13 protein-coding genes are annotated in these 19,565 nt (G+C 61.6%); 7 read left to right on the top strand and 6 right to left on the bottom strand.

What is annotated here, in order from left to right:
* Positions 1-26: 26 nt before the first annotated feature.
* The 3 genes from ABWW33_RS03765 (at position 27) to ABWW33_RS03755 (ending at position 4,560) form a co-directional block, all read left to right on the top strand.
* A complete protein-coding gene (locus tag ABWW33_RS03765) occupies positions 27-1,121 on the top strand; it encodes a WD40/YVTN/BNR-like repeat-containing protein (RefSeq protein ID WP_353399032.1) in 1,095 nt (364 codons plus the stop codon).
* A 13-nt stretch (positions 1,122-1,134) separates the two neighbouring features.
* Entirely contained in the window at positions 1,135-3,585 is a 2,451-nt protein-coding gene (locus ABWW33_RS03760) for an efflux RND transporter permease subunit (protein WP_353399029.1), read from the top strand.
* 168 nt (positions 3,586-3,753) lie between these two features.
* A complete protein-coding gene (locus ABWW33_RS03755; protein WP_353399026.1) occupies positions 3,754-4,560 on the top strand; it encodes an EthD domain-containing protein in 807 nt (268 codons plus the stop codon).
* Between the two features lie 87 nt (positions 4,561-4,647).
* Here the strand turns inward: ABWW33_RS03755 and ABWW33_RS03750 are convergent, their stop codons facing one another.
* Positions 4,648-7,011: a dockerin gene (locus ABWW33_RS03750; RefSeq protein WP_353399023.1), complete on the bottom strand. Its 2,364-nt coding sequence runs from the start codon at positions 7,009-7,011 to the stop codon at positions 4,648-4,650.
* A gap of 355 nt (positions 7,012-7,366) precedes the next feature.
* Between ABWW33_RS03750 and ABWW33_RS03745 the strand changes: the two genes are divergently transcribed.
* Positions 7,367-8,566 carry a helix-turn-helix transcriptional regulator gene (locus ABWW33_RS03745; RefSeq protein ID WP_176650920.1) on the top strand — a complete coding sequence of 400 codons (1,200 nt, stop codon included), beginning with the start codon at positions 7,367-7,369 and terminating at the stop codon, positions 8,564-8,566.
* 329 nt (positions 8,567-8,895) lie between these two features.
* Positions 8,896-10,128 carry a glycoside hydrolase family 27 protein gene (locus tag ABWW33_RS03740; RefSeq protein WP_353399020.1) on the top strand — a complete coding sequence of 411 codons (1,233 nt, stop codon included), beginning with the start codon at positions 8,896-8,898 and terminating at the stop codon, positions 10,126-10,128.
* Positions 10,129-10,198: 70 nt separating this feature from the next.
* On the opposite strand, the gene ABWW33_RS03735 is transcribed toward ABWW33_RS03740, so the two are convergent.
* The 5 genes from ABWW33_RS03735 to ABWW33_RS03715 all read right to left on the bottom strand — a co-directional run bounded on the left by ABWW33_RS03735 (position 10,199) and on the right by ABWW33_RS03715 (position 16,198).
* Positions 10,199-11,494 (bottom strand): MFS transporter, encoded by a 1,296-nt coding sequence (locus tag ABWW33_RS03735; protein WP_353399017.1) that lies wholly within the window; start codon positions 11,492-11,494, stop codon positions 10,199-10,201.
* A gap of 33 nt (positions 11,495-11,527) precedes the next feature.
* A complete protein-coding gene (locus tag ABWW33_RS03730; protein ID WP_353399014.1) occupies positions 11,528-12,316 on the bottom strand; it encodes a substrate-binding domain-containing protein in 789 nt (262 codons plus the stop codon).
* Positions 12,317-12,419: 103 nt separating this feature from the next.
* The gene (locus ABWW33_RS03725) at positions 12,420-13,331 is read right to left on the bottom strand and encodes a LysR family transcriptional regulator (RefSeq protein WP_176650916.1); all 912 of its coding nucleotides are present in this window, start codon (positions 13,329-13,331) and stop codon (positions 12,420-12,422) included.
* An 81-nt stretch (positions 13,332-13,412) separates the two neighbouring features.
* A complete protein-coding gene (locus ABWW33_RS03720; protein WP_353399010.1) occupies positions 13,413-14,858 on the bottom strand; it encodes a nucleoside hydrolase-like domain-containing protein in 1,446 nt (481 codons plus the stop codon).
* Positions 14,859-14,923: 65 nt separating this feature from the next.
* Positions 14,924-16,198, bottom strand: a complete 1,275-nt coding sequence (locus ABWW33_RS03715) for a glycoside hydrolase family 5 protein (RefSeq protein ID WP_353399007.1) — start codon at positions 16,196-16,198, stop codon at positions 14,924-14,926.
* Positions 16,199-16,867: 669 nt separating this feature from the next.
* Here ABWW33_RS03715 and ABWW33_RS03710 point away from each other — a divergent pair.
* Positions 16,868-17,908 (top strand): glycoside hydrolase family 62 protein, encoded by a 1,041-nt coding sequence (locus tag ABWW33_RS03710; protein WP_353399004.1) that lies wholly within the window; start codon positions 16,868-16,870, stop codon positions 17,906-17,908.
* A 50-nt stretch (positions 17,909-17,958) separates the two neighbouring features.
* A complete protein-coding gene (locus tag ABWW33_RS03705; protein ID WP_353399001.1) occupies positions 17,959-19,494 on the top strand; it encodes an alpha-N-arabinofuranosidase in 1,536 nt (511 codons plus the stop codon).
* Positions 19,495-19,565: the final 71 nt, after the last annotated feature.

Below are 19,565 nucleotides of genomic sequence, written 5' to 3'. Positions count from 1 at the left end.
CGCGCGGCCCGCTTACCTTCGATACCATGAACGCAAACACTTCACTCATCAGCCTTTACCTAGTTGCGCTCGCCCTCGCCGGGCCGCGATCCGTCGCCGCCGCCGACAGCGCGCCAAACCGGCCCGACACCATCACCCGTCCGGCGCTGGCCATCGGCAATGTCGGCAACGTCGCGCTGCTGGCGATCGCCGCCGCCGGCCCCCGGCTCGTCGCCGTGGGCGAGCGCGGCGTGATCGCCTTGTCCGACGACCAGGGCAAGACCTGGCGGCAATCGCCGGCGCCGGTCAGCGTTTCACTGACCGGGGTTCGCTTCATCGATCCCCTGCAGGGCTGGGCGGTCGGCCATCGCGGCATCGTGCTGCACACGGACGATGGCGGCCTGCACTGGACGCGTCAACTGGACGGCAAGGCCATCGCGGCGCGGATGGAGCGGTACGCGCAACAGCTGGAGCAAGGCCCGAATAGCGACCAAGCGCAGCGCCGCAGCGCCGCAGCGGCGCGACAGATGGCGGCGGACGGCGCCGACAAGCCGTTGTTCGACCTGTTTTTCCGCGATCCACGCAACGGCATTGTCATCGGCGCCTACGGGCTGGCGCTGAGCACCGACGACGGCGGCAAAAGCTGGCAACCGATCATGGACCGTCTGCACAACCCGCGCGGCCTGCACCTGTACACGATCGCGGGCGCGGGTCCCAGGATTTATATCGCCGGCGAACAAGGCACTTTGCTGCGCTCGAACGACGGCGGCGCCCGCTTCGAGGCGGTAGCGACGCCATATCGCGGCAGCTACTTCGCGCTGGCGCTGCGCCCTTCCGGCGCGATCGTCGCGGCTGGCCTGAACGGCAACGCCTATCGCTCCCCGGACATGGGGGCGCAGTGGCACAGGATCGACGTCGCCTCCCGGGCCTCGTTCACCGCGTTTGCGCAGGATGGCGCGCGGCTGCTGCTGGCCAACCAGATGGGCCAGGTGTTCGCCAGCACCGACGACGGCGCCACGTTCGCCGCGGCGGGCGCCGTACGTGCGCCGCTGTCCGGACTGGCCGACGGCGCCGGCGGCGCGCTCACCGGTGTGGGCCTGATGGGCGCGATCGCCGTCCCGGCCCCAACCCAACCACAATAATGGAGTGTGCAAGATGAACGCTGACAGCTCTCTCGCTCAGCAACCGGTCGTGCGCGACCTGGCCGACTTCGACCTGCGCTCCGGCAATATGGTTGAGCGGCTGCTGTTTAACAATCGACGGCTGGTATTGATATTGTGCATGGCGTTGACCGCGCTGCTGGGATGGCAGGCGACCCGGGTGGAACTGAACGCCAGCTTCGAAAACATGATACCGAAGCAGCATCCCTATATCGCCAACTTCCTGGCCAACAAAGGCGAACTCACCGGATCGGGCAACGTGGTCAGGGTGGCCGTCGAACAACGCTCCGGCGACATCCTCGACGCCGGCTACCTGTCGACGCTGCAAAAAGTCAGCGATGAACTGTATTTGCTGCCGGGCGTCGATCGTCCACGCATGAAATCGCTCTGGACGGCCTCGACCCGCTGGATCTCGGTCACCGAAGACGGTCTCGAGGGCGGACCGGTCATCCCCGCCGATTACAACGGCTCCGCCGCGAGCTTGCACAATGTGCGCGCCAATATCGAGCGGTCCGGCGAGCTGGGCCAATTGGTGTCGCCGAACTGGCGTTCCAGCATCGTCGCGGTGCCGCTCCTGTCCGCCGACGCCGACGGCAAAGCCATCAACTACGCGACCTTATCGACACAGATCGAGCAGATCCGCGCGAAGTACCAGTCCGAACGCATCGGCGTCCATGTGACCGGGTTTGCCAAGGTCGTCGGCGACCTGATCGACGGCGTGCGGCAGATCCTGTTCTTCTTCGCCGCCGCCATCGCGATCGCTGCCGCCATGCTCTACTGGTTCACCCGCTGCATCCGCAGCACGGCATTGGTGCTGGTATGCTCGCTCGTGGCGGTCGTCTGGCAACTGGGTTTGCTGCCTGCGCTGGGGTATGAGCTCGATCCCTATTCGGTCCTGGTTCCGTTTCTCGTCTTTGCCATCGGCATGAGCCATGGCGCGCAAAAAATGAACGGCATCATGCAAGACATCGCGCGGGGCACCCATCGGCTGGTGGCCGCGCGCTACACCTTCCGCAGGCTGTTTCTGGCCGGCGTCACCGCCCTGTTGTGCGATGCGGTCGGCTTCGCGGTGCTGATGCTGATACGTATCCAGGTCATCCAGGATTTGGCCGTCATCGCCAGCATCGGCGTTGCGGTACTGATCTTCACCAACCTCATGCTGCTGCCTATCCTGTTGAGCTACACCGGGGTCAGCGCCAAGGCGGCGGCACGCACGCTGGAGACGGAACAACAAGAGCGACAACCGGGGGGGGGAGGAAAACACCCGATGTGGGCCTTCCTCGACCTGTTCACCCAGCGCCGCTGGGCCATGGCGACCATCGCCGTCTGCGCGGTGACAAGCTTGGGCGGCTACGCCGCCAGCCTGCGGCTCAAGATCGGCGACCTTGACGCCGGCGCGCCCGAGCTGCGCGCGGACTCGCGTTACAACCGCGACGCCGCGTTCATGTCGTCCAACTACGGCGCCAGCAGCGATGTATTCGTCGTCATCGTCAAGACGCCGGCGGGCAAATGTGCCGGCTACGAGGCGCAGTCGCGCGTCGATGCCTTGGAATGGGAGCTGCGGCAGCTGCCGGGTGTCGAGTCCACCAATTCCCTGTCGACGCTGACGCGCAAGGTCATGGTGCTGATGAACGAAGGCCTGGCGAAATGGTACGAGTTGCTGCCTACCCAGAGCATGCTCAATTCCGTGACCAACCAGGTCCCGCCGGAACTGTTCAACGTCGATTGCAACACGCTCTCGCTGTTGGTTTATCTGCAAGACCACAAGGCGGACACGCTGCAACGGGTCGAGGCGAAAGTGGCCGCCTTCGCGAAAGAAAACAACACGCCCGATGTGCGGTTCCTGCTCGCCGCCGGCAGTGCCGGGATCGAAGCCGCGACCAACAGCGTGGTCGCGGACGCCAGCCGCGCCATGCTTTTCTGGGTGTATGGCGCGGTCGTGCTACTGTGCCTGATCACCTTCCGCTCCTGGCGCGCGGTCGTGTGCGCCGTCGTGCCTTTGATCATGACTTCGATCCTGTGCGAGGCGCTGATGGTCGCGCTTGGCATCGGTGTCAAGGTGGCCACCCTGCCCGTCATCGCCCTGGGCGTTGGCATCGGCGTCGACTATGCCCTCTATGTCATGAGCATCATGCTCGCGCAGCTGCGCGAGGGTAAAAGTCTGTCCGAGGCTTACTACCGCGCGCTTTTATTCACAGGGAAAGTGGTCATGCTGACGGGTTTCACGCTGGCCATCGGTGTCGCCACCTGGGTGCTGTCTCCGATCAAGTTCCAGGCCGACATGGGGATATTGTTGGCCTTCATGTTCATCTGGAATATGCTGGGTGCTCTGGTCTTGCTGCCCGCACTGGCATGCTTCCTTCTTAAACCAGGCGTGAAGTCCGCCAATGCCGCGACTTTCAAAGGAGGGGTGTTCGCCGAACCGGCACATGAAGTTATCAACTAAACACATAATCGCGGCGCTTGCCAGCGCAGCCGCCCGCCCCGGCGGATCGGCGCGACGCCCCGGCATGCGCGGCGAACAAATAGATAAATTCCACCGCACTTTTGAACAAGACAGGGGGGGCCGGCGGAACTATCATGAAGCAACACATACTTGATAAGGACGTATCATATGACCAATACCACAAACTCCGGTCCGCTCAGCCAAACCGGCGGCGGGCCGCGCCCTGAACCGCTAAAAGTCGTGCTGTCGTCGGCCAGGCATCCATCGATGTCGCGCGACGAATTTTTCAACCATCTGTCGAACATCCATGCGCCGCTGGTGCAAAGCATGCCGGAAACCATGCACTATGTCCGCAAGTATGTTCAGAACCACAGCCGCCTGGCGGCGGATGGCGCGCCGATCGACACCGTTTACCCGCATCTGGCGACGCGCGACTCGGTCATCGAACTGTGGTTCGACTCCAAGGAGATGTTCCTCAATCTGATGTCCGCGCCCAATTACGCTGAGGTGGTCCGTCCCGACGAGGCCCGGTTCAACGACCTGAGCAAACTTATCATTGTGGCGACGCAGGAGCAGCTCCTGCACGTCAACGCGTTGCTGACAACTGTAGGCGGACCGGCCCAAATCAAGACCTTCGACTTCATCAAACGCAAACACGGCACTTCCGCAGAAGACTTCGCGGCTGCTTGGCCCGCTTATCAACAGGCATTTGCCGGCAGTCAGGCTTACGAGCGGAACGTGGCGGCACATGTGTGGAACAGTGCGCTAAAGCCGGCGAGCAATCCGTTCGGAGTCGCGGCCGACTACGATGGTGTGCTCGAAACGTGGTTCCAGAGCTACGACGCGCTGGCCCAGTTCCAGCGGGAATATTCGGCAACCAGACATCTCGTGGACTTGGAAAGCCAGTTCGTGAATCGACTCGATTCGTTTTCAGTCGTGGCGGAAGAGCGTCCCATTTACGACAATCGGCTTTAAATAAAAATGCCGCCCAGTTTTAACTGAACGGCATTAGCCCCGAGGGACTGCTTTTTTCAAGCCACGTTACGCTAACGAGCGCGCCGGTTAGTTGGTGTACACCAGACCGCGGCCGGTACCGCTGAAGTAGATGCGGCCGTAGGTGTTCCAGTCGGCCGCCATCACGCCGATGCCGCCGTACTGATGCGCGTCATCGTTGAAGCGCGCCCAGGTCGCGCCGCCATCGTCGGAGTGGTAGATGCCCCACACGCCATTCATCGCACCCACCACGTAGACCGCGGCCGAGTACGACGAACCGGTCTGCGCCTTGCCCAGCGCGATGACGCTGGCGCCCTGCAACTGTCCGGTCGAACCGTTGGCCGCGATCGTCGCGAAGCCGTTCAGCTTGGTCCAGCTGGCACCCGAATTGGTCGAGTGGTACACGGCATTGCCGTCGGCCAGCCAGAGGTCGCCCTCCACGTTCGGATTGACCGCCAGCGAAGTGGCATACCAGCCGTTCGGCGCCAGGTTCGCCGACACCGAACCCTGGCTCAGCGTGAAGTTGTGGCCGCCATCGGTCGAGACGTAGACCTTGCCCGGCAGGTTGCTCCAGGAAGCGCCGCCCGAATCGTAGGCGTAGACCTTGTTCGGATTCTTGCGGTCGACCACCAGGCGGTAGCCACGATTGATACCGACGGCGGACAGCGCCGGCAGGTTGGTCGAGGTCCAGCTCGCGCCATTGTTCGTGGTGTACGACGGCACCGAGTTGGCGGGCGCCCAGATCGCGTTGTTGCGGAACGGGGTCACGATGCTGGCCGACTCGGCGGTGTTGGCGGAAGCGCCGGCGGGCAGGGTCGCGAAGTTCGACCATGTGTTGCCGCTGTCGCCGGACCAGGAGCCGAACGCGACCGCGGGCGTGCCGTTGATGACGCCGGCACTGACGATGTAGCTCGGATCGGACCACAACACGTCGGCGGCGTTGCCATTGCTCCATGCGCTCGTGGGCGCCTTGGTCGGCGTCGCCGCGAGGTCGGTCTGGACCCAGGTGCCGATATCGCCCGCGCTGTTGACGAACTTGTACGACGCGCCGGCCGGCGGCGTGACGAGCTCCAGGGTGGCGGTTTCCTCGAAGTTATTCAGCGGAACATCCCAGCTCGGGCTGGCCGCCGACGCGTTCCAGGTTTCCCAGACGCCGCCGCCGTGGACGTGCATGATGTGATCCTTGTTGGCCGGATCGATCTCGATGTCGTCCACCCAGCCCCTGTACCCTCCGCCCCAATGCTGCATGCCGTCCGCGATTTCGCGCCAGGTGGCGCCGCCGTTGTCGGACAGCTGGACCACCGGCTGGCCGGCGCTCCAGGTCCCGGTCACGGCCAGCGCGATGCGGGCCGTCGCGCCGGTGCCGTAGACGGACACGCCGCCGTAGCCGCCCTGCGTGGTGGTGGAGAGCTGGGTCCAGGTCTCGCCGTTGGTCACGCCGCCGAACCTGTAGAGGTAGCCCGGGCCTTGGGCGCCCTGCCCGGCGTTCTTGTTGAACACCACGTAGTAATTGCCGTCGTTGGTGCGCAGCATGTGCGGGACGAAGTAGCCGGACACGTTGGACGGCACCGACACCGGCGCCCACGAGAAGCCGCCGTTGGTGGACTTGTACATGGTCGAGGTCAGGCCCGCCTTCTGCACGTAATCCGGCGCGATGGCGGCGTACATGATCCACGTCGTCGCGCCGCCACCCACGTTCGAGTTGTCGAAGATGATCTGCTCGACGCCCACCGGAGCCGTACCCAGGCCTTGGATCTCGGCGGCCGTCAGCACCTTGCTCGACAGTCCGGTCTGGGTCCAGGTCTGGCCCGAGTTCGTGCTCTTCCACAGGCCTGCCGTGCGCGAGGCGTAGAACAGCGTCGAGGGATTGGTGGGGTCCAGCTTCATGCGTTCGCCGATGGCGCGGGCGTCCTCGTTGCCGCCCACCGGGAACGGCAGGTCGTAGTGCGTCCAGCTGGCGCCGCGGTCTCCCGAGACATAGATGCGGCCGTTGATCGGGGTGCCGTCCCAGTTGTGCGAGTACATGCCCGTGGCCAGGTACACCTTGTTGTCGTTGGTCGGATCCAGGGCGATGCTTTCGACGCCGTGGAAGGTACCCTCGCCCGCGTTGAAGCCGGCGCCGTCGGTGATGGGCGTCCACGATCCGTTCGAATTGTTCCAGCGGTAGGCGCCGCCGATGTCGGTGCGCGCGTACATGACGTTCGCGCTGGTCGGATGGTAAATGAGACCGGTGACATATCCGCCGCCGCCCCACTTCACGCTGGTCCAACTGGCGGGCAAGGCGGTCGAGGTCGACGCGGCGGCCATCACGCTGGTTGTGGCAGCAAGGAACTTGGGACGATTGTCGGTGGTGCTGTCAGACTGGCTGCCGCCGCAGGCAGCAAGCAGGCCAGCCAGCAAGGCCGGGATGACTAAATTGTACTTCCGATTCATACGGTTCTCCTCCAAAAAAACCATTTAAATGAGCCGGCGCCCGGTTTTGCAGCACCGGTGCTTGGACCGGCGTACGCGTTATTTATGGATGCAGAGATGGCTAAAAGCTGCCGGTCCGCATGCATCTTATCCGTGGGTGAGGCCGTCTCACTTACGAAAACTCTCAAATGCCGAAATGAAATTTCACAGTTGTGCGCCGCACGCCAATGCAGGTCGCCACGCCTGGCGCCCAATTTTTTCCGTTGTCCCTATTTGCCCAAAAAATACCTGGGACCGTCCATAAGTCGCCTGTTATGATGCCGGACCCGCAGCCGTCAAAACGCGCGGCGCCGAGACAGTTCAATACCCTACCTATATGCAAGAGTTCTATAAAAAGGCGCTGCTGGCGCTGATTTCCCTGCTCGTCGTGGACGCCCTGCTGGTGGTTTTTTTTGTTTACCTGGCCTTTCCGACGCAGACGTTGTCGGGGGCGAATAAAAATAGCGCCGGCTGGCATTACGGAGCGTTTTCCAATGTGGTAACTGGCGCAGTGCCGTCAGCGCACCTGCACGACACGTCGGGTGACCGGCTGCGCTTCGACTTCAAGCTGAAGGACGTGGTCGCGTATCCTGCCGCCTCCGGCTACCTGCAACGCCAAGACGACAAAGGACAGTTTATCCACGAGGATTGGTCGAAGTTCCATAGCGTTTCCTTCGTTGCCAAATGTTCGCTTGCCACTGCCATGTCATTCGAGGTGTCCATCTTCGATGAAAAATTCTCCGAGCCAGGCAAGTTCGAGACTTACCTTCCACCTAGAACGTATTTTTCGTGCTATGAACAGAGCACGCCGGTGACGCTCGACCTGGCCCGGCTGCTTATTCCCGAATGGTGGTATCTTTCGATGAGGCAGGACTTGGGGCGCCAGGTTTTTAAGCTGGACAAGGTCGGGAAAATCATGTTTGGCACCGCCGCTGCTACGCCACGCGATGTCGATGTCTATATTGAAATCAGCGAACTAACATTGCATGGCCGCGATTACCGCTATTTGGCCGCTCTCGGGGTCATTATCCTGAGTGGCTGGGTGGCATTTGGTGTGTGGTTTTTTCTGGCCCATTCACGCGCGCTGTTGGCCAGCGTGGATTCAAAAATAAAAATAAATTTGCCACTGGAGGCCTATCGCCAGCTAACCCTGGAACCGTACAAGGACAAGGAGAAGGCGTCGGTCTTTCGGTATATCGCCAGCTCATATACCGATCCCAAACTGGACCTGGAATCCGTGGTGGAAGGGACCGGCGCGAACCGCTATAAAATCAATGAAGTGCTGAAATCTGAGCTCGGCATGACATTCACCGGTTACCTGAATAAACTGCGGCTGACTGAAGCATCCAGGCTGCTGACTGAGAAAAGCAGCGCCGCCGTGTCCGAAATCGCGTATTCGGTTGGCTACGCGAATGTTCCTTATTTTAATAAGCTGTTCAAGGAAGAATTTGGCTGCACGCCGAAGTCATTCCGGATGCTCGCCGCCCAGCAGCAGGAGCAGCCCGCCGACAGGGCGCCGCCAGAACCACTCGCCTGAGCCGACTCGTTCCAACCACGCGGCCTGATCTTGCTCGTCCTCACCGCTCAGCCCGAACACCTGGGCTGAACCGCCGCCATCCCCTCCTCCGCCAGCGACCATTCAACCTTGCGCCAACTGCCACGGCGGACTTCCACTGTGACTGACTTTGCTTGCAATTTCTGCGGTTTGCAAGAAATTCGATTCGCCGCGATAACGTCGAGCATGATGGACGGCCCATGCTTCAGACGTGGGCCCGGTTCCGCCACCGCAGCGCCTGCGGCCCATTCAGTTGTCGCGTTAATAGATGTTTTATATATTGGTACCGCTTTTTTTGGAGACATTAAGAAATGAAAACAATCAAACGCACGGCGCAGCTCGTGTTAGGCCTCTTGCTGGGTGCCGCCGCCTGCGGCAATAGCTGGGCTCAAAAAGCTGAAGGCCTGGCCGGCACCCCGCCCATGGGCTGGAACAGCTGGAACAAGTTCGCCTGCGATATCGACGAGCGCTTGATCCGCGAGACCGCCGATGCCATGGTCAAGCAGGGCTTGAAGGACGCCGGCTTCCAGTACGTGAACATTGACGATTGCTGGCACGGCCAGCGCGACGCCGACGGCAACATCCAGCCCGACCCCAAGCGCTTCCCATCAGGCATCAAGGCGCTGGCCGACTATGTGCATGGCAAGGGACTCAAGCTGGGCATCTACTCGGACGCCGGCGCGACCACCTGCGGCGGCCATCCCGGCAGCCGCGGCCACGAGTACCAGGATGCGCTGACCTATGCGCGCTGGGGCATCGATTACGTCAAGTACGACTGGTGCGACACTCCGGGCCTGAACGCCGAAGCGGCCTACACCACGATGCGCGACGCGATCGCCAAGGCGGGCCGTCCGATGGTGTTCAGCGTTTGCGAATGGGGCATGAGCAAACCGTGGGACTGGGGCGGCCAGGTCGCACACATGTGGCGCACCACGCCCGATATCTATAACTGCTTCGACTGCGAATACAGCCCCGGTTTCTCCGTTGGTCTGGGCGTGCTGCGCATCCTCGACAAGCAGGCAAACCTGCGCAAGTTCGCAGGGCCTGGCCGCTGGAACGATATGGACATGCTCGAAGTGGGCAACGGCATGAGCGAGGATGAAGACCGCGCCCACCTGTCGATCTGGGCCATGATGGCCTCGCCCCTCATCCTGGGCAACGACCTGCGTTCCATGACCGAGTCGACCCGGCGCATCCTGACCAACCCCGGCGTGATCGCGGTGAACCAGGACAAGCTGGGTGTGCAGGCGCTGCGCATCCTGGCCGACGGTCCGCTGGAGGTCTATGCCAAGCCGCTCGAAGGCGGCCAATGGGCGCTGATGTTCCTGAACCGCTCCAACCAGGCTCTCGACCTGCGCCATGACTGGAAGGCGCACCTGATGAACGATGACCTGAGCAAGCGGTCGGTCGATTTCAAGAAGACCGTCTACCGCTGGTCCGACCTGTGGAGCAAGAAGACGGGCGACACCAGCGGCAAGCTGGAAGCGCGGCTGGCGCCGCACAGCGTGCTGATGCTGCGCCTGACCGGCCCTGCGAAACCGTAGCGCGCCCGACCGCGCGGGAGCCCTTCTTTTATTGGAACGTGTGGCGCAGACCCAGGTCGAGCATACTTGCTCATTGTGCCGCCAAGCCGGCCGGGCTCGCATGGTGGCGGCGATACAGCACCAGCGTCGCCGCCAGGCTGCAGACGGCGGCAAGACTCATCCACAATGCCGGCGCCGCCTTGTCGCCGCTGGCTTCGATCAGGGCCGTGGCGATGGCCGGCGTGAACCCGCCGAAGACGGCGGTGGCCAGGCTGTAGGCCAGCGAGAAGCCGGCGGTGCGCACCGCCACCGGCATCACCTCGGTGAGCGCGACGACCATCGCGCCGTTGTAGCTGCCGTACAGGAAGGACAGCCACAACTCCACCATCAGCATCCTCTCGAAGCTGGGATCGGCCACCAGCCAGCGCATCGCCGGATAGGCGCTGGCCATGGTCAGCGCGGCAAACACGATCAGCAACGGACGGCGGCCGACGCGGTCCGACAGCGCGCCCATCACCGGCAGCCAGATGAAGTTGGACAAGCCGACGCACAGCGTGACGATCAGGCTGTCGCTGGTGCTGAGCTTAAGCACCGTCTTGCCGAAGGTCGGCGTGTAGATCGTGATCAGGTAGAACGACACCGTGGTCAGCGCCACCAGCATCATCCCGGCCAGCACCAGGCCCCAGTTGTCCAGCATCGAGCGCAGGATGGCGCGCAGGTCCGGCCGGTGGGTGCGGCGCTTGAATTCCTCGGTCTCCTGCAGCGAGCGGCGGATCACGAACAGCACCGGCACGATCAGGCAGCCGATGAAGAAAGGAATGCGCCAGCCCCAGGCGCCCATTTCGGCCGGCGTGAACCACAGGTTCAAACCATAGCCCAGCGCCGCCGCCACGATAATGGCGACCTGCTGGCTGGCCGATTGCCAGCTGACGTAAAACCCTTTATTGCCAGGCGTCGCCATCTCGGACAGGTAGACCGACACGCCGCCCAGTTCCGCGCCGGCGGAGAAACCCTGCAGCAGGCGGCCAGCCAGCACCAGCGCCGGCGCCAGCGCGCCTATGCTGGCGTAGCCGGGAACGCAGGCGATCAGGATGGTCCCCAGCGCCATCAGGGCCAGCGTGACGATCAGGCCCTGGCGCCGGCCGACCCGGTCGACGTAGGCGCCCAGCACGATAGCGCCCAGTGGCCGCATCAGGAAACCGGCGCCGAAGGTCATCAGCGTCATCATCAGCGACGCCACCTCGTTGTCGGCCGGGAAGAAGGTCTTGGCGATGGCGGTCGCGTAAAAACCGAACAGGAAAAAATCGAACATTTCCATGAAATTGCCGCTGGTAACACGCAGCACCATACCGACGCGGGACGGCGTCGCCGTTGATTGGGTAGTCATCGTAGTATCTTTGCTTGGAAGGGAAGAAAGCGCTTAGTGCGCGGCGGTGGCCGGCACCGGATCGAGGCCGCTGGCGGTGACCGCATCGCGCGACTGGGGCGAGGCCAGGAAGTCCAGCAAGCGGCGCGCCGCCTGCGGATGGCGCGCGCCGACCGGAATGCCGGCCGCGAAGCGGGTGATGCTCTGCACCGATTCCGGCAGGCGGGCCACGAAGGTCGCGCCTTGCACCGGCAGGATTTCGCTCACCTGCTGGAAGCCCAGCTCATACTTCCCCTCGGCCACCATGACCGCGACCGGGGTTTTTTGCACCATGTGCGCCTTGGGTTTGACGGCCGCTTCGATGTCGAGTTTTTTCAGCAGCTCGCGCTCGATGTAGACCCCGCTGGCGCTATCGGAATAGGCGATCGACTCGGCCTGCAGCATCGCCTGGCGCAGCGCCGCCACGGTGGAGATGTCCGGCTGCGAATGGCCGTTGCGCACCACCAGTCCGATGCGCGAATCGGCCAGTTCGGTGCGGCTGGCGCGCTCGACCTTGCCCTCGGCGATCAGCTGGTCCAGCGCGTAGCCGACCATGATGACCACATCGGCCGGCTCGCCGCGCGCCAGGCGGTTCGGAATCGCTTCCGGCGCCTTGCCCATCGACGGCCCCCAGGCGGTGGCCAGCGTGTCGCCGCTGGCAGCTTCGTAGCGTGGTTGCAGCGTCTTGTAGGCGGCGGTGAAGCCGCCCGAATTCATGACATCGATTTGCTCCGCGCTGGCGACCGAAGCGGCCAGCACGAACACGATGGATACAGCTGTGGCAGGGATGAAACGGCGATGCATGCTGGTCTCCTGATTGTTGTTCAACTCCATTTTCAGGCGATTATCCGAGCTTGCATCGATAATGTATATTGCATAATTTATTGCAATTGATCAGCAAAATGCATCAATTGGGTTTGCCTGTCAGCTCCTCCTTCAGCAGTTCATACAGGTGCTGCGCGGCGGGCGAGAAGATGCGGCCGGAACGGCGTATCACCCCCAGCGTGCGCTCGATGCCCTCGCCTGCCAGCGGAACCGCACGCAGCATGGCGCCGGCAGCGCCGGCCGGCATCGACAACTGCGGCACGACCGCGATGCCCAGGCCCGAGCGCACCAGTTCCAGCAAGGTGGAGACGTGGCGCGCCTCGATGAAGGAGCTGGGGCGCCGCTCCGTCGGCGCCATCGCCTGGTCCAGCACCATGCGGTTGCCGCTGGATTTGGCGACGGTCATGTAGGGGTGCTTGCCGATGTCGTCCCAGCTGACGCTGCGCTTGCGCGCCAACGGGTGGGTGGCAAGACAGGCCAGCACAAAACGTTCTTTCAGTATCGGTTCGAAGTCGATGCCTTGCTCGCCGTCGCCCAGGAAATTGATGCCGAAATCGGCGTCGCCGCGGGCGACGATGTTCAGCACCTCATGCGCCCCTTCGTCGGCCACCCGCAGGCGGATGCCGGGCAGCTCGGTATAGAAGCGTTGCAGGATAGGCGGCAGGAAGTTGTGCGCGACCGACGGCACGCAGGCGACGGTTACCTGGCCAAAATGGCTGCGCGAGATATCGCTGATCTTGTGCAGCGAGCGCTCCACGCCATCCAGGATTTCGACCGCCTTGGTGAAGAATTCACGGCCCATCAAGGTTAGCGCCACGCGCCGGGTGCTGCGCTCGAACAGCTTGACGTTGAGCGCCTCTTCCAGCTTGCTGATGCGGCGCGACAGGGCCGGCTGGGACAGGTTCAGCGTGGTGGCCGCGGCGCGGAAGCCGCCCTGCTCGACCACCGCGACCATGGCCTGCAAATCGTTCAGATCAAACCGCAGTTGATTCATAGTGTCGTATCAAAGGAAAAGAGCACGCAGCCGGATGGCTGGCCCTCCCATTGTACCGGCCGATTGAAATTATTTACACGCTCAGGGCGCAGACGGCACGATTGTGACGATGACGCGTCGGTAGCGCGTCAGCGCCGGACTGCCCTTGTCGATAACCTTTACGATGAAGTGGGCGGTCTCCGTCTTGCTTACCACTGGCGCCTGCCCCCAAACGGTATGATGATTTTCCGCGTACCCCAGCTTGATCTCCTCCTTGTAGCTGCCAGCTTCGGGATACTGAAACCACAGGTAGCTCAAGCTATCTCCATCGGGGTCGGAGCTGCCGGCCGCGCTCAGCATGAAGCCCTCGCCGGATTTGACGGTCAGCCGTTCGCCGGGTACGAGCTTTACTATTGGTGGATGATTCGCCCCCTTGTAGGGCTTGGTGGTCCACTCCATTCGAGCGGCGAAATCGTTCTGGAATTCTTTGCGCCAGCGCCAGATGGTGGTCCTGTACCCAGTGGAGACCTTGTCGTCGGCGCGCACCGTGCGGCCATAGTCGTTGTGGACCATCGGCCTGTAACTATCCACGGCGTTGGTCCAGATGGCATGCGGTTCTTGCAATACAGGTACGTTGCCGGTGAAGCCTTCCGGATTGGTCGTCTCCAACGCTGGCGTGTAGAACTCGTAGCGCCCGCCCCAGCCGCCCCAGTCCGGATGCTCGGGCGCGTTCAGGCCGTTGGGTATCAAGGACAGGAAGGATGGCGTATCGCCCTCCACGCCAAAGGAAACATCCGGATAGATCGCGCCCAGCGGTCCATGCCCTTGTTGAATATGCGTGGCGATCCAGCTGTTGCTCACTTCCGTGCTGTCGAAGCCCGGCTCGGTCGAATGCATGCCAGTCCACGTGCCATTGCCATACCCACCGGGGCTGACGATGTAAAACAGGTGGGGAAACTGGGTGCGTATCCAGATACCGGAATCGTCCTGGTCGGAGATCGTGTAGACGCGCAACTTGCTGACCAGGCGGGCGGCCTGCTCCGGCGTCCTGTCGTGGCCGATCCGATACAACGCTTGAGCAAGCGTATTGGCGCCGCCCCAGACCGAAACCCACAGGGGCCGCGTATCGTTTTTCTCCAGGGCCTTGATGATGGCGTCCGATCCAGGCGAGTCCTTGCCGTCGCCGACACCTTGCATGCCGTAGACTTGCGAGCCGGAGCGCACCACCGCTTTCAGCGCCTCCGCTTTCGGAAACCCCGGTTCGTGCTTCAACAGATTGGGTTGCACTCGGCCGTAGGCGTCGATGATCGCATGTATGGACGCCGGTGCGATACGCGACTTCTGATGCGTAGAGGTCGTGGCGACGAGGCCTTCGATATCGATCTGGTTCGCGTACAGGAGCAAGCGCACGAGCGACTGGCTGTCATCGGGATCGGCCTCGATATCGGTAAGGACAATCAAGCGTTGTTTGGGTTCGGCGAAGCCAAGGGCCGGCACGCAAGCCAGTAACGCCGCCAGCATCGCCGTGATTGGAAGTAGTCGCATCATCTCTGTATTGAATTGGGGTTGTCTCGTTATTGTCTGCTTGTTGTGCGAATTGTGGGGGCGGCAGCTTACGGCGCCGCGCCCTTCACCAGCGCATCGAGAAGGTTCGGGTCGAGGACTGTATTATTGCTCCGATCGATCAGGCCGCCCACGTCCCAATAGAACGGTATCACGCCGTTGGCCACAGCCGCATGGGTTGTGTATTGAATATAGTAGATCCGCGACTTCTTATGCAGGGCCAGTGCATCGCCCGTCAGATTGGTACGCAGCATTGCGGCGTACTCTCCGAGCACGACCGGAATGCCCTTGTCGACAAACTTCTGCTTCATCAGCAAAAACTGCTGATCGACATAGGCCTCCTCGCCCCAGGTGGGGTTATGGGCGGTGTCGGTGGTCGAATGATTATCCTTGCCCCAGTAATAGAATTGATTGCCCCACACTTCATCCTTGTCCATCAAGGTAAAGTTCCAGGGATAAAAGTGCACCTCCGCCATCAGCTTATTGCTGACGGTGTCGGTCGGCATGCCCGTCCACATCTGCATTGTTTTATCGATGTCCGTTTGCGGTCCTTGTATCACCAGGGTGCGGTAGGCATTCTTGCCGCCGGTGGCGCGCACCGCGTTGACGAAGGTCTGGTGGTAGGACATGAGCACCGGCATTTGGGTGGCCGTGTCGATACTCGGTTCGTTGGCGCTGGCAAACATCAAATGCTCGTCGAAGTCGCGCAGTTGCGTGGCGATCTGGGTCCAAAACGCCTTTTGCTTCGCGTTGACAGCCACTTGCTTGTCGGGCACGACGTTTCTTTCGAGCCAGCCGCCGTCCCAATGTATGTTCACAAGCACATACATCTGGTTGTCCACGCAGTATTTGACAACCAGCTTGACGCGGTCCAGCCAGGCCTGGTCGATCTTGGCGGTCTGCTGGTTGGCGTACTGGTCCCAGGCAACCGGCAGCCGGATGGCGTTGAATCCGTCCGCCTTGGCCGCCTTGATCAGCTCCTGGGTGATCAGGGGATTGCCCCAGGCGGTTTCTCCGCCGATCGCCTCCATCGTGTTGCCAATATTAAAACCCAGACGAATTTGGCTGGCCAGCTGGACAGCGGTGCTGCCCATGCCGGTCGCGTCGGGCGCGATCGGATTCTGGTTGTAGTCGGGATAGAGACCTGCGGCCGGCGTCGTTGGAGCCGGCGTTGCCGGAGTTGGCGTCGTCGGCGTTGGCGTGGTTGCGACTGACGTCGTTGGGGCTGGTGTGGTGGGGCCTGGCGTCGGGCTGGCCGAGCCGCCGCCACAGCCGACGTTTAGCGACAGGATTCCAATTAATAAAAATGCACTGCTGAGTTTCATCGTATCCCCGGAATATTCATCTGACAAATTGTCATGCGGCCTTGAAGGTTTTCTTAGGCCAAATGTCAGCATAGGGTGGAAGGCGCAGTCGTCGGTAGCGATTTTTCTGAAACTGCTAGCAGTGTGCGGATAGTTGCAAGACTTGGGGATTTACTTCTGTTTGCCGAGGGGGCTGAAGGCCCTGGGTCAGCCGTACGCTTCCTTGAACCACTTGTTGAACCAGGAAGGCCATAGCCGATGGAACAGGCAATTTCCGCGATGCCCGGCCGTCCCGCTGCCGTCGGCGCAAAGTGATGGCGCGCGTCATCGCACATCGCCGACAGGGACAGGCGAGCAGCAAAAGGACACGGTGGGGTAAGCGCCGAAATAACGCTAACCGTGAAGATATTACAAGGGTGCAGATAATCGCAGTGATACTGCACTTCCTTGCACCCGACATGCGGCGCCGCGGCGCGGCCGCCAGCGCACAGGTGGTGGCCAGCTCGCACAGTGCCCTGGCAATAGCAAAATCTGCACGAGTACCCATTGCAGCCGTGCAGAATTTTCGCTCAAGGCCGTCATGGCACGTGGCGGCGCATTTCAGCGTGTATTTTTGCCGCAATATTTGGGATAGACTCCGCCGGTTTGCTGGACAGGGATTCGGATGCGCCAAAAAAGACGAGGATATTAATGAGATTAAAAAATCGCAGTATGGGGATGGCCCTATGGGCTGTTTTGGCAGTATGTGCCGCCGAGCCTGCGGCGTCGCCTGACAATCTGGCGTTTAACTGGACTTCGAGCCCGCCGCTTATTGCGCCGCAAGCGGATCCAGATCAGACAATTTACGCTATGAAAGATCCTTCGATTGTTTACGTGAATGGCAAATATCACGTATTCATGACAACGGCAGGATCTGCTGGCTGGGGTCTTGGGTACACGAGCTTTGACAAATGGCCGAACGCGTCGACCGCGAAAATAGTCCCGCTTGACAAGTCCCCCATGGGGCCGGGTTATCGCGCGGCGCCGCAGGTATTTTATTTCGCTCCGCAGAAAACCTGGTATCTCGTATATCAAGGCGCCGACCCGCTGTATTCAACCTCGAAAGATATTGGCGATCCGATGTCCTGGAGCGCGCCGAAGCCGTTCTTTCCAGTCGTACCCGACATCGTCAAGACTCCGCCAGGCGTGGGCTGGTTGGACTTTTGGGTGATCTGCGATGATAAAAAATGCTATCTGTTCAGCACCGACGACAATGGACGTCTGCTTCGGTCCGAAACCGAATTAGCCCAGTTCCCGAACGGCTTCCATAACACCGTCGCTGTCATGATCGAAAAAAAGGAAGACCTGTTCGAGGCGAGCAATACCTACAAGATCGCCAACACGAATACCTACATTACTGTGGTGGAGGCAATTTCGCCGCAAGGACGTTACTTCCGGATTTGGAAGAGCAATGGCCTCGACGGAAAATGGGAGCCATTCTCCTCCGCGCCTATGAACGCATTCGCGGCTCGCGATAACGTTGAACAGAGTTGGTCGGAAGGGATTTCCCACGGTGAATTGGTGCGGACTAACGCCGATCAAACGATGACCATCGATCCTTGCCGGCCGCTCGAATACCTCTTCCAGGGGAATGACCCCGCAGTGCGGGTGGACGACTACATCAAGATTCCGTACCGCCTGGGTGTTATCACGGCAAAGGGAAAAAATCCGGTAAGCGCACTCTGCCGCTGATCGAGCCCACGGCACCGCCACTTCAATAACAACTGTCTGGAAACCCCTGTATGAACCTCATTAAACACAGCCTGGCCGTTCTCGGCATGATCGCAGCACCGGCTTTTGCAGCCGGCGAGGTCAGCATCAGCATCGACGCCGGCAAACCCGGCCCGGTCATCAACAAGAACGTGTACGGCCAGTTCGCCGAGCACCTCGGCACCGGCGTCTACCAGGGCATGTACGTCGGCCCGAAGTCGAACATCCCCAACACCAAGGGCTGGCGCAATGACGTCGTCGGCGCGCTCAAGGAATTGCATGTGCCGCTGGTGCGCTGGCCGGGCGGCTGCTTCGCCGACACCTACCATTGGCGCGATGGCATAGGCCCGCAGGACAAGCGTCCGAGCAACGTCAACGGAGGCAACGTAGACGAGATCAACGCCGTCGGCACCCACGAATTCTTCGACCTGATCGACATGCTGGGCGCCGAAGCCTACGTCAACGGCAACGTCGGTACCGGCACTGTGCAGGAGATGTCCGATTGGGTCGAGTACCTGACTGCGGACGGCGGTTCGCCCCTGGCCAGGCTGCGCGCCCAGAACGGGCGCGAAAAGCCGTTCAAAGTCGCCCTGTTCGGTATCGGCAATGAGGCGTGGGGTTGCGGCGGCAACATCAAGCCCGAGTACTACGCCAGCCTGTACCGGAATTATGAGAACTTCCTGAGGGCGCCCGACCAGTCCAGGCCGAAAATGATCGCCAGCGGCGGCAGCGGTTTCGACACCTCGTGGACCGACGTCCTGAGCAAGGAACTGAAGGGCCACACGGTGGGCATCAGCGTCCACCAGTACACCATCCCGGGCGGCAGTTGGGAGGTCAAGGGCGAAGCCCTCGGCTTCAAGGAGGACGAGTGGATCTCGGCCCTTGCCAATACCTTGAAAATGGATCAGCTTGTCAAAGATCACGTGGCCGTGCTGGACAAGAACGATCCCGAGAAGAAGATCGGGCTGATGGTCGACGAGTGGGGTACCTGGTACGACGAGAAAGGCGCCAAAAGCGCGCTGCACCAGCAGAACTCCCTGCGCGACGCGCTGGTGGCGGCGCTCAACTTCAACATCTTCCATGAGCACGCGGAGCGGGTCACCATGACCAGCATCGCCCAGATGGTCAACGTGCTGCAAGCGATGATCCTGACCGACAAGGAGAAGATGGTCCTGACCCCGACCTATTACGCGTTCCAGATGTATGTGCCGTTCCAGGACGCCAAGACGCTGCCGCTGGCGATCAAGGACAACACCAGCTACACCCTGGGCGCGGTGACCATTCCCGGCGTGAGCGCTTCGGCGGCACGCGCCAGGGACGGCAAGCTTTACCTGGCGCTGGTCAACACCGATCCGTCCAGGGCGGTCGATGTCGCCGTCAACGTCGTCGGCACGAAGGTAAAAGGTGCTGCCGGCAAGGTGCTGACCTCGGCCGCGATGGATGCGCATAACACGTTCCAGAATCCGCAGGCCATCAAGCCGTCGGCGTTCAGCGCGCGTGCCGCAGGCGGCAAGCTGCCGATCAAGGTGCCTGCAAAAGCCGTAATGGTGGTGGCGTTGGAGGAATAAACGCCTCCCGCGCGGGCGCATCGGGATCACCGCATGGGCGCCAACCTTATCAATTGACATTGTATTTAGAA

This window comes from Duganella hordei (assembly GCF_040369125.1).
GTDB classification, from domain to species: domain Bacteria; phylum Pseudomonadota; class Gammaproteobacteria; order Burkholderiales; family Burkholderiaceae_D; genus Rugamonas; species Rugamonas hordei.
Note: the sequence above shows the minus strand (reverse complement) of the source record. Positions and strands in the feature narration are given on the sequence as shown.

Excerpts from the sequence above, each read along its gene's own strand:
- ABWW33_RS03725 (WP_176650916.1), bottom strand. The coding sequence starts at position 13,331 with ATGAATCAACTGCGGTTTGATCTGAACGATTTGCAGGCCATGGTCGCG.
- ABWW33_RS03735 (WP_353399017.1), bottom strand. The coding sequence starts at position 11,494 with ATGACTACCCAATCAACGGCGACGCCGTCCCGCGTCGGTATGGTGCTG.
- ABWW33_RS03715 (WP_353399007.1), bottom strand. The coding sequence starts at position 16,198 with ATGAAACTCAGCAGTGCATTTTTATTAATTGGAATCCTGTCGCTAAAC.
- ABWW33_RS03720 (WP_353399010.1), bottom strand. The coding sequence starts at position 14,858 with ATGATGCGACTACTTCCAATCACGGCGATGCTGGCGGCGTTACTGGCT.
- ABWW33_RS03705 (WP_353399001.1), top strand. The coding sequence starts at position 17,959 with ATGAACCTCATTAAACACAGCCTGGCCGTTCTCGGCATGATCGCAGCA.
- ABWW33_RS03730 (WP_353399014.1), bottom strand. The coding sequence starts at position 12,316 with ATGCATCGCCGTTTCATCCCTGCCACAGCTGTATCCATCGTGTTCGTG.
- ABWW33_RS03755 (WP_353399026.1), top strand. The coding sequence starts at position 3,754 with ATGACCAATACCACAAACTCCGGTCCGCTCAGCCAAACCGGCGGCGGG.
- ABWW33_RS03745 (WP_176650920.1), top strand. The coding sequence starts at position 7,367 with ATGCAAGAGTTCTATAAAAAGGCGCTGCTGGCGCTGATTTCCCTGCTC.
- ABWW33_RS03710 (WP_353399004.1), top strand. The coding sequence starts at position 16,868 with ATGAGATTAAAAAATCGCAGTATGGGGATGGCCCTATGGGCTGTTTTG.
- ABWW33_RS03765 (WP_353399032.1), top strand. The coding sequence starts at position 27 with ATGAACGCAAACACTTCACTCATCAGCCTTTACCTAGTTGCGCTCGCC.
- ABWW33_RS03740 (WP_353399020.1), top strand. The coding sequence starts at position 8,896 with ATGAAAACAATCAAACGCACGGCGCAGCTCGTGTTAGGCCTCTTGCTG.
- ABWW33_RS03750 (WP_353399023.1), bottom strand. The coding sequence starts at position 7,011 with ATGAATCGGAAGTACAATTTAGTCATCCCGGCCTTGCTGGCTGGCCTG.
- ABWW33_RS03760 (WP_353399029.1), top strand. The coding sequence starts at position 1,135 with ATGAACGCTGACAGCTCTCTCGCTCAGCAACCGGTCGTGCGCGACCTG.